10 protein-coding genes are annotated in these 14,744 nt (G+C 69.3%); 6 read left to right on the forward strand and 4 right to left on the reverse strand.

The annotated features are described in order from the left end of the window. Positions 1-14: 14 nt before the first annotated feature. A complete protein-coding gene (locus ACZ7L9_RS17965; RefSeq protein ID WP_471416120.1) occupies positions 15-3,839 on the reverse strand; it encodes a S8 family peptidase in 3,825 nt (1,274 codons plus the stop codon). A gap of 346 nt (positions 3,840-4,185) precedes the next feature. Here ACZ7L9_RS17965 and ACZ7L9_RS17970 point away from each other — a divergent pair, with 346 nt between their 5' ends. After that, entirely contained in the window at positions 4,186-5,355 is a 1,170-nt protein-coding gene (locus ACZ7L9_RS17970) for a cysteine desulfurase family protein (RefSeq protein ID WP_471416121.1), read from the forward strand. A 5-nt stretch (positions 5,356-5,360) separates the two neighbouring features. Here the strand turns inward: ACZ7L9_RS17970 and ACZ7L9_RS17975 are convergent, their stop codons facing one another. Then, positions 5,361-6,071, reverse strand: coding sequence for an N-acetylmuramoyl-L-alanine amidase (locus ACZ7L9_RS17975; protein WP_471416122.1), 711 nt, complete (start codon positions 6,069-6,071; stop codon positions 5,361-5,363). A 61-nt stretch (positions 6,072-6,132) separates the two neighbouring features. Here ACZ7L9_RS17975 and mnmA point away from each other — a divergent pair, with 61 nt between their 5' ends. The 5 genes from mnmA (at position 6,133) to ACZ7L9_RS18000 (ending at position 13,385) form a co-directional block, all read left to right on the forward strand. Further along, complete coding sequence (gene mnmA / locus ACZ7L9_RS17980; RefSeq protein WP_471416123.1) at positions 6,133-7,266, forward strand: tRNA 2-thiouridine(34) synthase MnmA; 1,134 nt, start codon at positions 6,133-6,135, stop codon at positions 7,264-7,266. Between the two features lie 112 nt (positions 7,267-7,378). Continuing rightward, a complete protein-coding gene (locus ACZ7L9_RS17985; RefSeq protein WP_471416124.1) occupies positions 7,379-8,647 on the forward strand; it encodes an AAA family ATPase in 1,269 nt (422 codons plus the stop codon). Continuing rightward, positions 8,644-9,474: an RloB family protein gene (locus tag ACZ7L9_RS17990; protein WP_471416125.1), complete on the forward strand. Its 831-nt coding sequence runs from the start codon at positions 8,644-8,646 to the stop codon at positions 9,472-9,474. Before ACZ7L9_RS17985 ends, ACZ7L9_RS17990 begins: the two co-directional genes overlap by 4 nt. Positions 9,475-9,583: 109 nt before the next feature. After that, complete coding sequence (locus tag ACZ7L9_RS17995) at positions 9,584-12,166, forward strand: type I restriction-modification system subunit M (protein WP_471416126.1); 2,583 nt, start codon at positions 9,584-9,586, stop codon at positions 12,164-12,166. A gap of 154 nt (positions 12,167-12,320) precedes the next feature. After that, positions 12,321-13,385, forward strand: a complete 1,065-nt coding sequence (locus ACZ7L9_RS18000) for a restriction endonuclease subunit S (protein ID WP_471416127.1) — start codon at positions 12,321-12,323, stop codon at positions 13,383-13,385. Between the two features lie 13 nt (positions 13,386-13,398). Here ACZ7L9_RS18000 and ACZ7L9_RS18005 read toward each other — a convergent pair whose 3' ends face one another. Together ACZ7L9_RS18005 and ACZ7L9_RS18010 are read right to left on the reverse strand one after the other, a co-directional pair. Beyond that, on the reverse strand, positions 13,399-13,602 hold the full coding sequence (locus ACZ7L9_RS18005) for a DUF397 domain-containing protein (protein WP_471416128.1): 204 nt from the start codon (positions 13,600-13,602) through the stop codon (positions 13,399-13,401). A gap of 12 nt (positions 13,603-13,614) precedes the next feature. Beyond that, the gene (locus ACZ7L9_RS18010; RefSeq protein WP_471416129.1) at positions 13,615-14,466 is read right to left on the reverse strand and encodes a helix-turn-helix domain-containing protein; all 852 of its coding nucleotides are present in this window, start codon (positions 14,464-14,466) and stop codon (positions 13,615-13,617) included. Positions 14,467-14,744: the final 278 nt, after the last annotated feature.

A 14,744-nucleotide genomic window follows, 5' to 3' on the forward strand; every position in this document is an offset into this window, starting at 1 on the left:
CCGGATCTCGCGTACTACCTCAGCGCGTACGCCCGCTCGATCTCCTGCGTCACCTCGTTGCCCGCGTCGTCCCAGGCGCGGACCCGCAGCGTGACGTACCCGCTGGTGCGGGCAGTCGAGGGGTGGGTGACCCCGACACGGTAGGCGCCGTCGCCCCGGGCGGAAGTCCTCGCCGCCCGCCAGTGCCCGCCGTCGTCGTACGAGACGGACACCTCCATGCCCTTCACGGAACGGCCCGTCAGACCGTCCTGGTGGCGGGCGCTCACTCCGAAGGTGAAGGACCCGGAGTCAGGGGCGGAGCCCTGGAGGTCGGTGGCCACGTCGTAGTCGAGCTGGAGGAGGGGAAGCAGGGACTCCTTGCCCTCGGCCGGGCGAGGGGCCGTGAACGACCAGCGGGTGCTGGTGGCTCGCGAGAGGGTGCCCTCGGGGCCGGTGCGCTTCACGTCCAGGTCCAACCGGTAGCGGCCGTCGTCCCCGCCCGCGGGAAAGGCGCCCCACGCCCGGGGGCCTTCGGCGAGGATCTCGCCGTCGCGACGCAGTACGGCGCGGGTCTCGTCGGGGTAGGGGGTGTTGGCGTCGTGGCGGGGCAGGGCGAAGCCGTAGTGGCCGGAGGTGGTGTCGGCGAACTCGGGGATCCCTATGGTCAGCCGGTCGCCCTTGCGGTGGGCGAGCCCTTCGACACCTCGGGGGATCGCCGGGCGCACCACGGGGGCGTACCAGCTCTCCGTGGCGTGCTCACCGGGCCGGTAGGTGCGCAGGGGGCCGAACATGCCGGTCCCCACTGCCTGGATCGCCCAGGTGTTGCGGGGGTTGACCCAGTGCAGCCACCGGGTGTCGGCGGGACCGCTCAGGTACTCCGTCCGCACTTGCCCGGTGCGGACATACCGGGACCGCAAGGGGAGGAACACTTCCTCCCCCTCCCACGGACGCCAGGACTCCCGGTTCTCCGCGACGTAGCGTGCCCCGCCCGTGTCCGGGTAGCGCGAGACCACGGTGGCCGTGTTCTTCGGCCCGACCTTGTGGACCACGTGCTCGGGGACGCGCTGTTCGGAGAGCTGCACGACGTCGTAGTGGTAGGGGCTTTCCGGGGTGCCCTTCAACTCCAGCACGGTGCCCGGCGCGCGCAGCCGCTGCGCGGCAGCATGGGAGGCATACAGCCCGATCGCGGGCAGCCGCCGGCTCACCGGCTGCCAGGTCGCGGACGCGTACCTGTTGCCGCCGGCGGTGGTGACAGCGGCCGCGGCTCCGGCTCGGGCGGCCGAGGCCACTGCCTCGTCGTACTCCACCCCCTCCAGTTCCACGAGCACCGCCGCTCCGCGGACGTCCGTGCCCCGTGCGCGCAGCGCCGCGTAGTCCTCGGGGCGTCCGTGACCGGCGTCCACCACCCGCAGGCGCCGCACGCCTTCCACAGCGGGGGAGTTGTGGAGCAGACGGACGGGGACACCGGCCGCGGCGGTGGCGGAGACCGCGCGTGCGCTGAGCATCGGTGCGGTCAGCTGCCAGCGGGAGGAGAACTCGAAGCTTCCCTCGGTGAACTCCTCGGTGGGCGTGACGTAGAGGAGCTGTCCGCCGCTGTGTTCGCTGGTGAAGAAGCTGGCGAACTCCCGGTCGCCGGTTTTCCAGTGGGTGGAGAAGACCAGCGGGCCCCGCTGTTCGGCCAGCTTGGGGGTCCGGATCTCCACGGGGACCGCCTTGCGTGCGTCGAGCACCAGGTCCGTGGTGCCGTCCACCCGCAGGTGGGGGTTGACCACCAGGCTGTTGGTGACGTTGTCCTCCGTGTACTGCGAGATGACGCCGTGCAGGTAGTACATGCCCTCGGGCATGTCCACCGTCAGGCTCTGCCCCGCCGGCACCTCCTGGACGACGTCGAAGCGGCCCGTGGGACCCAGCAGGATCAGCGGGAAGATGGTCGCCGGCTGCCCGGCGCGGTCGATGCCGCGCACGGTGACCTTGTGCTTGACCGGGTCCTTCACCGCGGAGAGAACGGTGTGCGCGACGGCCTGCCCGTCGGCCGAGGTGGCGGTGAGGCGGCCGCTGTAGACGCCCTCCGGCAGCGCGGGCGCGTCGAGGGTCACGGTCACGTCGGTGGTGCCGTGGGCGGGCACGGTGACCTGCGCGGGGGTGCCTATGGTGCCTGCCGGGGCCGGGGAGCCGTAGAGCTTGTCGAAGGTGGTGTCCAGGGTGAGCGACACGGGCGCGTCGCCGTCGTTGGTGTAGGTGACGCTCACCTGCCGCGGGCCCGAGTCCGGTGCCAGGGCGCCGAAGGCGGTGGTGCCGGTGGCGCGCACCTGCTGGCGCACCGAGCGGGCCACGTCCACCCGGCCGGTGCCCTGCTCGTAGACCGTCTGGTCGGGGGCGGTACGCGTCGTGCTCATCAACGCGTCCTTGAGCTGCTGGGCGCTCCAGTCGGGGTGACGCCCGGCCAGGATCGCTGCCGCGCCCGCCACGTGCGGGGTCGCCATGGACGTACCCGACGCGGCGGTGTAGGCCGCGTCCACCGGGTTGCCCATGGACGTGCCGGCCGCGCGGGCGGCGACGATGCCGACGCCGGGGGCGGTGAGGTCGGGCTTGACGCCGTTGTCCCCGACGCGCGGGCCGCGGCTGGAGAAGGGGGCCAGCTTGTCGTCGCGGTCGACGGCGCCCACGGTCAGCGCGCTCGCCGCGGCGCCCGGGGAGCCCACCGAGTAGTCGGAGCCCGCGTTGCCCGCCGCGACGACGAAGAGGGTGCCGGTCTCCTCGCTGAGGCCGTCGAGGACGAGGCTGAGTACGTCCGTGCCGTCGGTGGGCTGGCCGCCCAGGCTCATGCTGACGATGTCGGCGCCCGAGTGGGCGGCCCAGTCCATGCCGCCCATGATGGCGGAGTACGGGCCGGAGCCGCTGTCGTCGAGCACCTTGCCGATCAGCAGCCGTGCCCCCGGTGCCACGCCCTTGCGCGAGCCGCCCGAGGCGGCGCCGCTGCCGGCGATGGTGGAGGCGACGTGGGTGCCGTGGCCGTGGCCGTCGTTCGCGGTGGGGTCGTCGGTGAAGTTGCGTACTTCGCCGAGTTTTCCGGCCAGGTCGGGGTGGGTGGCGTCGACGCCGGTGTCCAGGACGGCGACGGTCGCGCCGTGTCCGTCGTAGCCGGCCTTCCACGCCTCGGGCGCACCGATCTGCGCGGTGCTGCGGTCGAGGGAGGCGTGGACCTTCGCGTCCAGCCACAGCTTCTCGACGCCGCCCTCGAAGGCCGCGTTCTTGAAAGAAGAGTTCTCGGAAGCGTTCTTCGCGCCGCCCTCGGCGCCGCTCTTGGCGAGCGCGTCGTCGTCGATGGCCTTCCAGAAGCGCCCGGCCTGCCTCTTGTCCGCCTTCAGTGCCGAGCCGCGCAGGCTCTTGATGACCAGGCCCTTGCGCGAACCGGTGGGCGCCCCCTTGGACGTGGGGTTCGTGCCGCCGGTATAGCGGGCGATCAGCGGGATGGCGGAGGTGTGGGCGTCGTCGTACCCCTGCTTGACCAGGGAGGTGATGTTGAACAGCTGCCGGTCCAGTTTGCCGGAGGCGATGTACGGGAGTGCGGCGCGGGGCAGCACGTACAGCTGCTTGTCGATCTCCAGCTGGGTGAAGTCGGCCTGCGAAGCGCCCGGGGCCGGCTCGACGGATACGGCCTTCCGGCCGCCGGGGAAGGTCTCCAGCCGCACCCGGTCACCGGTCACGAGCGTGACGGAGCTGACCTGGGGGCGGCCGGCGGAGTTCGCGCCGACGGAGGCGGGCGCCGGGGCGGCGCTCGCGCCGGAGGAGGTGGGGGCCAGGGTGGCGATGAGGACTCCTGCGGCCAGTACGGCGGCAGAGCGATACCGTCTGTGCATCGGAACCTTTCCAGGAGGCAAGGAAATGGACACGCGGTGCGGCTCAAGACTGGGGCCCCACTGATCGGCCGCACCAGCCTTTTCCGTGCCGTGCTTGCGACATGTCGCCAAAACGACACGGCGTGTACCGGCGGAGTCACCGGGGCCGAGCGGCCCCTCCTCGGCACCGGCAACGGCCTCGTCGCCCGGGACTTCGCCGGCTGAACCGGGCGCGGAGCCCGACGCCCTCCCCGCCCGGACGGGCCCGGGAACGGGGCGAGGAAGACCGCACCCGGCCGTGCGCGGGTGCCGGGGCACGATGCGCCCGCCGTACGCCCCGCCCCGGGCTCGTAGAATCGAGCCCACCATGGCTTACCTCGACCACGCCGCGACCACGCCGATGCTTCCGGAGGCGATCGCGGCGATGACCGCCCAGCTCGCCGTCACCGGTAACGCGTCCTCACTGCACGCCGCCGGGCGCCGGGCCCGCCGTACCGTCGAGGAGTCGAGAGAGACCCTCGCCGACGCCCTCGGCGCACGCCCGAGCGAGGTGGTCTTCGCCTCCGGGGGCACCGAGGCGGACAACCTCGCGGTGAAGGGCCTGTACTGGGCCCGCCGCGACGCCGACCCCCACCGCACCCGGGTGCTGGCCAGTCCCGTCGAGCACCACGCGGTGCTGGACGCCGTCGACTGGCTCGCCGAACACGAGGGCGCGAACGTCGAATACCTCCCCGTCGACCGGCACGGACGCGTCCACCCGGACGTACTGCGCGAGGCGATCCTCCGTAACCCCGACGATGTCGCGCTGGTCACCGTGATGTGGGCCAACAACGAGATCGGCACGATCATGCCAGTACGTGAACTGGCCGCAGTGGCCCGTGAGTTCGACGTACCCATGCACGCCGACGCGGTGCAGGCGTTCGGTCAGCTGGAAGTCGACTTCGCCCGGTCGGGGCTGGCCGCGATGACGGTCAGCGCGCACAAGATCGGCGGGCCGTTCGGCGTCGGTGCGCTGCTGCTCGGCCGTGAGTACACCCCCGTACCCGTGCTCCACGGCGGCGGCCAGGAGCGGCACGTCCGCTCGGGCACCCTCGACGTGCCCGCCATCGCCGCCTTCGCCGTCGCGGGACGGCTGGCCTCCGACGGGCACGAGGAATTCGCCCGCGAGATCGGCGGGCTCCGCGACGACCTCGTCGCGGCGGTGCTGGCGGCCGTGCCGGACGCCATCCTCGGCGGTGACCCGGCCCCGGGCGGCCGGCTCCCCGCCAACGCCCACTTCACCTTCCCCGGCTGCGAGGGCGACTCCCTGCTCCTGCTGCTCGACGCCCAGGGCATCGAATGCTCCACCGGCTCCGCCTGCACCGCCGGGATCGCCCAGCCCAGCCACGTCCTGCTGGCCACCGGCACCGACCCGGACCTGGCCCGTGGCACCCTGCGCTTCTCGCTCGGCCACACCTCCACCAAACAGGACATCGACGAGGTGGCACGCGCGATCGGCCCTGCGGTGCAGCGGGCACGGACGGCGGGACTCAGCTGAGGAGATCAGGCCCGTCCGGTGCCGGGGGAGGGTGACGGGCTCGAGGCCGCCGCCCGGACCAGCTTCAGATACCGGTCCCAGTCCCAGTGCTTCCCCGGATCGGTGTGGTCCGTGCCCGGCACCTCCACATGCCCGATGACGTGCTCGCGGTCGACCGGCATCCCGTACCGCCCGCATATCGCCGCCGTCAGCCGCGCCGACGCCCCGTACATCGCCGCCGTGAAGTCCTGCGGGCGGTCCACGAACCCCTCGTGCTCGATGCCGACACTGCGCTCGTTGTACGACCTGTTCCCCGCGTGGAACGCCACATCCAGCTCACGGATCATCTGCGTCACATGGCCGTCCTTGCGCACCACGTAGTGCGCCGCCGCCCCGTGTCCCGGGTCCTGGAAGACCTTCACCGCGCTCCGGTAGCTGCCCTGCGTGACGTGGATGACCACCCGGTCGATCGAGTAGTCGGCGGGACGGTCGGCCCGCCGCCAGTTCGCCTCGGACGCCGGTATCCACTCGGCCCGTGCGTAGTCCACCTCACCCGGCGTGCGGGGCTTGTCCACCCCGGGCAGCCGCCACCAGGCATGCTCCAGCTTCTCCCGCGCCAGCACGGCCGTACCCACGGCAGTGACGGCAGCGCCGATCAGCAGCCCGCGGCGGCTGATACCGTGCCCGGACTTCGCCCCCGCGGACCCCTTGGCGCCCGCCGTCCCCTTGGTCCCCATGCGATCCACAACGCTTATCCGCGAGCGTTCGGTTCCCCGCGCCCCGTACTCTGGTGGAGCTATGACTCAGACTTCCCAGCGCCCCCTCCGCGTGCTCGCCGCCATGTCGGGCGGTGTCGACTCCGCCGTCGCCGCGGCCCGCGCCGCCGAGGCGGGGCACGACGTGACCGGTGTGCACCTCGCCCTCTCCGCGAACCCGCAGTCCTTCCGTACCGGAGCGCGCGGCTGTTGCACGATCGAGGACTCCCGCGACGCGCGCCGCGCCGCGGACGTCATCGGCATCCCGTTCTACGTCTGGGACCTGGCCGAACGCTTCCGCGAGGACGTCGTGGACGACTTCGTCGCCGAGTACGAGGCGGGGCGCACCCCCAACCCGTGCCTGCGCTGCAACGAGAAGATCAAGTTCGCCGCGCTGCTCGACAAGGCCCTCGCGCTGGGCTTCGACGCCGTGTGCACCGGCCACTACGCCACCGTCGTACTGCGTGAGGACGGCAGCCGCGAGCTGCACCGCGCCTCCGACATGGCCAAGGACCAGTCGTACGTCCTCGGCGTCCTGGACGAGAAGCAGCTCGCCCACGCGATGTTCCCGCTCGGTGACACCCTCACCACCAAGGACGAGATCCGCGCCGAGGCCGAGCGCCGGGGCCTCGCCGTCGCCAAGAAGCCCGACAGCCACGACATCTGCTTCATCGCCGACGGCGACACCCAGCGCTTCCTGGCGAGCCGGCTCGGCACGGCCGAGGGCGACATCGTCGACGAGTCGGGTGCGAAGGTCGGCACCCACGAGGGCGCCTTCGGCTTCACCATCGGCCAGCGCAAGGGCCTGCGCATCGGTCACCCCGCCCCCGACGGCAAGCCGCGCTACGTTCTGGACATCTCCCCGGTGAACAACACGGTGACGGTCGGCCCGGTCGAGTCCCTCGACGTCACCGCGCTCACCGCCATCAGGCCCCGCTGGTGCGGCACCGCCCCGGCCGGCCCCGGTACGTACACCGCCCAGCTCCGCGCCCACGGCGGCGAGACCGAGGTGACGGCGGAACTGGTCGACGGCGTCCTGAACGTCTCGTTCACCGAGCCGGTACGCGGCGTGGCCCCCGGCCAGGCGGTCGTCCTGTACGACGACACCCGGGTCGTCGGCTCGGCGACGATCGCGACGACGGTGCGGCGCACCGAGGCCGGGGCAGCGGCCGGCTGACCGGCCGGGGCTGGCACGGCCGGTTCCGGCGTCATAGGCTGCACGTGCGGATCGTCCGCATGCGGTGTACGTACGACGGGGTCAGCCTCCCCGTCCTGTCGGGAGGCCGAGGGTGCTACTGCGTTTCCGGGTGGCCAACCACCGCTCGATCCGTGATGAGTGCGAACTGTCGCTCATCGAATCGGACCAGGGTGACGGCAACGCCCGCGCGACCGGACTCCACCACGACGGGCACGAGGTGGCAGCCCTGCCGGTGCTGGGCATCTTCGGCTCCAACGCCGCGGGCAAGAGCAACATGCTCAGTGCGCTTTCCGACATGCGTCATGCGGTCCGCACTTCCTTCGCCGACTGGACGAAGTCGCCCGGAGTGCCCCGCGCGCCCTTCAAGCTCGACCCGGCGTGTGCGGAGGAGACCAGTCTGTACGAGGTCGACCTCTCTCTCGGCCGCAGCAGCACCCGCTTCACCTACGGCTTCGAGCTCTCGGACGAGCGCGTCGAGGCTGAATGGCTGCACGCCTACCCCGGGGGCAAGCGGGAGACCTGGTTCGACCGCGAAGCGGGCCGTTCTGAGGCGGAGGGCGGCGAGTTCGTCTTCGAGGGCGAGGGATTCAAGGGGAATCAGGAGCTCCTGGTGTCCGTCACTCGTGACGACGCCCTGTTCCTGTCCACCGCCGCCACGCTGAACGACCCCCAACTCTCTGCACTGCACAGGTGGTTCCTGGACAACCTGTGGCTCGTGACACCCGGCGAGGATGTCGGGCACCGCAGCAGGTGGACCCTGGACCTCATCGAGCAGAACACGAAGGACGGGTACCGCGAGCGGGTCCTGCATCTGCTGGCCGCTGCCGATCTCGGCGTCACCGGCATGGAAGTCGACCCGGAGACCGGGGCGGTCAGACTTCGGCACCGCACGGCGGACGGAACCGACGTCCCGCTGGACTTCCTCACCGAGGAGTCCTTCGGTACGCACGCCTGGTTCGCCTTCCTCGGGCCGATGTTCGCAGTTCTCGACAAGGGGGCGGTGTTGCTGGTGGACGAGCTGGACTCCTCCTTGCATCCAACGTTGGCGGCGGAAGTCGTACGGATCTTCCAGGACCCGAAGGCCAACCCGCGTAACGCGCAGCTGATCTTCACCACGCACGACGCCACCCTGCTCGGCAGCGAAGTGCTGGACCGGCCGCTCGCCCGCGATCAGGTGTGGATCGCGGCCAAGGACCGGGCGGGCGCGACGGAGATCTACCCGCTGACCGCCGCCCACCCGAAGGACGGCGAGAACTTGGAGCGTGGCTATCTGCGCGGGCGCTACGGCGGAGTGCCCCGAGTCAGCGCGGGGGAGATCGCCCGCGAACTGTCCTGGCAGGAGGAGAAGGCAACAGCGTGAGTACGCGGGGCGGGCAGCAGGGACAGCACGGCCACCAGGGGCAGGCGGACGAGCCGCCCCGGCGGAAGCGTAAGAGCCGCAAGGGCGAGGAGAAGCCCCTCGTTGCCCCCACGCCACCACCTCCCGCCGATACGCGAGCGCAACGGGTGCTCTATGTCGGCTGCGAGGGCGAGTCCACCGAGCCGGACTACCTCAACTTCCTCAACGAACGCTTCGGGGATGGCAGCCTCACAGGCGGACGACGGTTCCGTATCCAGCCGGTGTACGCCAAGAACGGACTGACACCGGCCAGGGTGGTCGCCCAGGTTCAGGCCAAGGCAGAGGAGGACGAGGCCTGGGCCCTCTTCGACCGGGACCAGCACCACGACATCCCCGAGGCCCTGGAGCTGGCGGCCGAGCAGGGCACCGAGGTCTGCTTCTCGCACCCCTCGTTCGATCTGTGGCTGCTGCTCCACTTCCAGGCGTTCGGTGGCAAGCGCAGCGGCAGCAGCGAACACGTGGTGGACACGCTGCGGCAGGCGGACCCGGCCTTCAAGAACTTCGACAAACGGAACGACAAGAGCGTCAAGGACGGGCGTCGCGCGGCGTTGAAGGAGAAGGAGTCCGCTGCCGTCAGCCATGCGCGGAGCCTGGTCGCCCAGTGCGAGCATGGCGCATGCAAGGCAAAGTCCACCCGGAAGGACCGCTACCAGTGGGAAGGCGCTCCGGAGCGCCCCGATCCACTGATCCCGCACTCGGGCCACGCCGTAGACTGCCCGGTCCTCGACCGTGACCCGTCCACCGATGTCTGGCGGCTGCTGGTGAGTCTCGAAATCGTGGACGCCTGATCACGCGGGGGTCCACCCGATCCGGCCATCAGTCCGCATCAGATCCATGGGACGTCTACGCTTCTCTGAGCATCCCGATCCCGATTTTGTACATACGAAGGAATGGCGCGTGGCCAGAATCACCCTGCCCGAGCTCGAACGGCACCTGTATTCGGCCGCCGACATCCTGCGCGGTCGGATGGACGCCTCCGAGTACCGGGACTACATCTTCGGGATGCTCTTCCTCAAGCGTGCCTCGGACGAGTTCCAGCCGGAGTGGGACCGGGTGTACCGCGAGGTCTGGGACCGGACGAAGGACGAGACGAAGGCACTGAAGCGGGCCAACGACCCGGACTCGTACACCGAGGTCTTCTACGTGCCGCCCCGGGCGCGCTGGTGGAAGGGGCCCCACCTCGACCTGGAGGACCCGAAGAACCCCGCGCCCGGCATCCAGACCCTCACCGACGGGGTCGGTGAGCGGCTCGACCAGGCGATGGTCGCGCTCAGCGAGGGCAACGAGCGTCTCGCCGGCGTCACCACCCACATCAGCTTCAACGAGATCATCGGAACGAAGCCCCGCTTCACCGATGCCGAACTGTCCCAGCTGATCCGCCACTTCACGCTCTACCGGCTGCGCAACGAGGACTTCGAGTTCCCCGACATGCTGGGCGCGGCCTACGAGTTCCTGCTGGGGGAGTTCGCCGACTCGGCCGGGCAGAAGGGCGGGGAGTTCTACACTCCGCGTGCTGTCGTACGGATGATGGTCCGGCTCGTCGACCCGAAGGCCGAGGAGTCCGTCTACGACCCCTGCGCCGGCTCCGGCGGCATGCTGATCGCGGCCCGCGAGCATGTGGAGGAGCACGGCGAAGACCCGACGCACCTCTCGGTCAACGGCCAGGACAAGAACGGCCCCTCCTGGTCCATGGCCAGCATGAACATGGTGCTGCACGGCATCCGGGAGTTCGATCTCCAGCACGGTGACACCCTCACCGAACCGCTGCACTTCCAGCCGGGCACCACGCAACTGCGCCGGTTCACCAAGGTCCTCTCCAACCCGCCGTTCTCCCTGAACTATGACGCCTCCCTGGTCGCCGAGGCCGACAAGAACCACGGGAAGCGGATGAATCACTGGGCGCCGGAGGGCGGCAAGAAGGCCGACCTCATGTTCGTCCAGCACATGGTGGCCGTGCTGGAGGAGCGGGGCGTCGCGGCGATCGTCATGCCGCACGGGGTGCTGTTCCGGGGCGGCAAGGAACGCGACATCCGCGAGCAGCTCCTCAAGGACGACTGCATCGAAGCGGTTATCGGCCTCGGCCCGAACCTGTTCTACGGGACGGGCATCCCGGCCTGTGTGCTGGTGCTCCGCCGCCCGCATCGCAAGCGTGCCAAGCGGGTGGGCAAGGTTCTGTTCATCAACGCCGACCGGGACTTCACGGTGGGCCGGAACCAGAACGAGCTCCGCCCGGAACACGTCGAGAAGATCGTCACCACGTACCAGCAGTGGCGTCAGATCCCCCGGTACTCGCGTGAGGTCGAGGTCGAGGACCTGCGGGTGGCGGAGGCCAATCTCAACATCCGCCGCTGGGTGGACAACTCGCCGCCCGCCGAACCCCAGGACGTACGGGCGCACCTGTACGGCGGCGTACCGGTGACCGAGGTCGCGGACCGGGCCGAGCTGTTCCGCTCGTTCGGTGTGGACGCGACGGAGCTGTTCGCCGTGCGGGGCGACGACCCGGACTACTACGACTTCCTGCCGGAGGGCCCCGACGCTACGGCGGCCCGCATCCCGTGGCTGGCGGAGAAGAAGAAGTCTGAGCTGGACGAGGTGTACGCCACGTGGTGGAAGGGCCACGCACCGCTCTTCGCGGGGCTCGCGGCAGACCGTGAGCTGATGAAGCTGCGGAGCGGCCTCCTGGACTCGTTCAAGCGGGACATCGGAGCCGTCGGCGTGATCGACGAGTTCACCACGGCCGGCATCATCGCCGACTGGTGGGCCACCAACCGCTACGACATGAAGGCGCTGGCGGCGGGCGGGTTCGAGCGGGTGCTGATCGGCTGGGTCGACTCGGTCGAGGCGATCGTCGAGCCCGTGATCCCCGACGACGACACCGCTACCCGTAAGACGACGGTCACGACAACCGACCGCCGCCGCGCCATGGACCAGCCGGTCGTGCGTGTGTTGATTCCGGAGTTCCTGGACGCGGTGGCATCGGCGGACAAGGCGGTCACCGAGGCCGACGTGGCGTACAAGACGGCGCTGGAGGCGCTGGCCGAGGCGAAGGGGCCGGAGCCGGCGGAGGGGGACGAGGGCGCGGACAGCGCGGAGCCGGAGGAGGACGTGGCTCCGGTGGCCTCGGCGGAGGAGATTGCCGTGCTGTCCGGTGATGTCGCGGCCGGCAAGAAGGCTCTGGCGGCTGCCAGGAAGAAGCGGAAGGGCTTGGATGAAGTGTTCCTGCCCCAGCTGCGGGCCGCGCGGGATGTGGTGAAGGACGCGGAGGAGGGCGGCCCGGAGCGGGTGGTCCTGGAGGTGCTGGACGGTGACCTGTCCGGACGCCTGGGCTTGGCGACGGCGGGGCGGAGGCGCGAGCTGGTGGCGGCGTTCCGGAACTGGGTGGAGAAGTACGCGGTGTCGCTGGAGGACCTGGAGGCGGAGAGCGAGGCGGCTGCGGGGGAGCTGGGGACGTGGCTGAAGGAGCTGGGGCATGCGTGGTAAGAGAAGTCCCGCGATTCTTCCTACAGTGCTTCTCGGGAGTGTGTTGAGGCATCGCCCGCGGAACGGATACTCGCCGAAGGACGTACCGGAATGGACCGGGCTGCAAGCCTTGGGCCTTGGCTGCCTGGGAGGCCAAGGATTCACGCCGAGCCAGTTGAAGAATGTTCCAGACACACAGCTTGCCCGCCGCTTCCAACTGGAGGATGGCGACTTGCTGATGAGCCGGGCCAACACACGTGACTTGGTCGGCCTGGTTGGGAGATTCTTGGATGTCGGCAGCCCGTGCATCTATCCGGACCTCATGATGCGACTGCGTCCTGACCCGCAGAGGTGTCTGCCTGACTACCTGGAGATCGTCCTGAGGTCGGACTCAGTGCGGCGGGCAGTACGGAGCGGTGCACGAGGCACCAGCGACAGCATGGTCAAAATCAGCGCAACCCTTGTGGAGGCACTGCCGATCCCGCTGCCACCTGTGGAGGCGCAGCGCCGGATCGTCGCCGTGCACGCCGCCTTCGAGCGGCGGATCGGCGCATTGGAGCAGGTGCTCAGCAAGTTGGACGTTGCGCGGGAGGCGCTGTCTGCCCAAGCTCTGAGCCAGAGTCAAGGGGCGGGCTGGCGCGTTTCATCCCTGGATGAGGTAGCCACTGTGGCAGCGGGAGTGACCCTCGGATCCGAGCCTGTCGGTGAGGGGACTATAGAGCTCCCGTACCTGCGTGTGGCTAACGTGCTGGATGGCCGCATCGACACTGCGGACGTGAAGTCGGTCCGTATTCTCCAGGCGCAGCGCGAGCGGTTCGCTCTCCGCGAAGGGGATTTGCTGCTTACCGAAGGCGGAGACCTGGACAAGCTGGGGCGAGGCGCGGTCTGGGATGGTCGTATCGACGTGTGCCTGTACCAGAACCATGTCTTCCGTGTTCGATGCGGTGCGCGGATGTCACCGGACTTCCTTGCCTTGTACACCTCGTCGACCGAGGGTCGGGCCTACTTCCAACGCGTGGGTAAGCAAACGACCAACCTGGCCTCGATCAACTCGACGCAGGTAAAGAAGATGCCCGTCCCTGTGCCGCCGGTTGAGGAGCAGGAACGATTGCTGGGCCCGATTCATGCGGTACGTAGCCGGATTGCGGTGATCGAGAGGCATATCGCGAAACTGCGGGTGGTCCAGCAAGGAGCAGTCGAGGACTTGCTCGGCGGCAAGGCAAGCACTCCGACACAGTGACCGACTGCCTCGGTTAGCTGAGACCGTCCTTCCGAGCCTTAATCCCGAGTACGAGCGCGTGCAGCGCAGCCCGGCTTGTCGACAGGATTACGGTCGGGCTGTCGCTCTCTCGGAGTGCGACGGTGCTATCGCTGCATGCGGCGACCTCGACGCAGGCGTTGCCCGAAGCCTCCGAGAACGAGGACTTGGTCCAGTTCAACTTGGGTGATTCGGGCAAGTGAGTCTCCTCCTACAGTCCACCGGCGATCTCCAGGATGAGATCCCTGGACTCACTCGGATTCAACGCCACCTGTTCGACCAAGTCCAGCCGACGGCGGAAGTTGGCCAGCTGCGTTGGCGAGTCTATGAAGACAGCGCCGATTGGAGAGTCCACCTCTACGGTGTCCAAGTGGTGGCTGGCGGCGGACACGTACATCAGGGTGTCTCCAGCCATGGGGAAGCCTTCGGCAGTGAAGGGGATCACCAGCAGGCTGACGTTCGGGCGCTCGCTTTCCTCCATGAGATGAGCCAGCTGAGCCTTGGCTACTCGGCGGCCCCCGATCCGGAGCCGAAGCGCCGCTTCATGTACCAGGCCCACGTAGGGAACTCCATGTGCCTCCGTGACCACGTTGTGTCGGGCCAGTCGATGAGACACTCGCAGCTCGATCTCAAGGCGGGGCAACGGCGGCACGAAGAGGTCGAAGAGGGCGCGTGCGTGCTCCTCCGTCTGGAAGAGCCCAGGAATGTGGGCTGTCTGTAGGGTCCGCAGGCCTGTTGCGTGATGTTCGAGTTCTGCCACGTCCAGAAAATCCGGCGGGATTTTGCCCCGGTATTCGTCCCACCAGCCTCGCGGTCGCCCTCCCGTCATGGCTGCAAGGGCGTCGATGAGCTCAGGATCGTCACACTCGTAAATGCTGGCGAGGCGCCGCAGACGTTCGTTGCTGATGCCGAACCGTCCCGACTCGATGTTGGAAATCATCGTCCGGTCCGCGCCGAGCCGCTCGGCTGCGGTAGGTGCCGACATGCCGACTGCATCACGCAGCCGACGTAGCTCGGCCCCGAAACGGCGCTGGCGAATGGTGGGGGACTGACGTGGTGCCATGGATCAACTCCTTGCTCGCGCGCACATCTTGCCGATCTCGGAGGGTAGGGTCCAGCAGAATCGTAGTTATTACCCGTTTTGGTGAATCTGGTAGCACGGGTTGTATTCATGGCTTTAGGTTGTGACCTGTGCCACTCAGGCGGCTGTTGCTGTCGACGGAAGCGCACCGATCCACCCTGCCCACCCGGGAGGCAGGCCCCGGACCGGCATTGCCACCGTCACTCGTGGCGTAACAACCGCAACCACCCCCGGCGCACGCCTACTTCACCCACCCAACT

The organism is Streptomyces sp. NPDC111516, from assembly GCF_055635345.1.

What these genes read in the sequence shown, in the direction of transcription:
- ACZ7L9_RS17965 (WP_471416120.1), bottom strand. Translation starts at nt 3,839, where the DNA reads ATGCACAGACGGTATCGCTCTGCCGCCGTACTGGCCGCAGGAGTCCTC.
- ACZ7L9_RS17970 (WP_471416121.1), top strand. Translation starts at nt 4,186, where the DNA reads ATGGCTTACCTCGACCACGCCGCGACCACGCCGATGCTTCCGGAGGCG.
- ACZ7L9_RS17975 (WP_471416122.1), bottom strand. Translation starts at nt 6,071, where the DNA reads ATGGGGACCAAGGGGACGGCGGGCGCCAAGGGGTCCGCGGGGGCGAAG.
- mnmA (WP_471416123.1), top strand. Translation starts at nt 6,133, where the DNA reads ATGACTCAGACTTCCCAGCGCCCCCTCCGCGTGCTCGCCGCCATGTCG.
- ACZ7L9_RS18010 (WP_471416129.1), bottom strand. Translation starts at nt 14,466, where the DNA reads ATGGCACCACGTCAGTCCCCCACCATTCGCCAGCGCCGTTTCGGGGCC.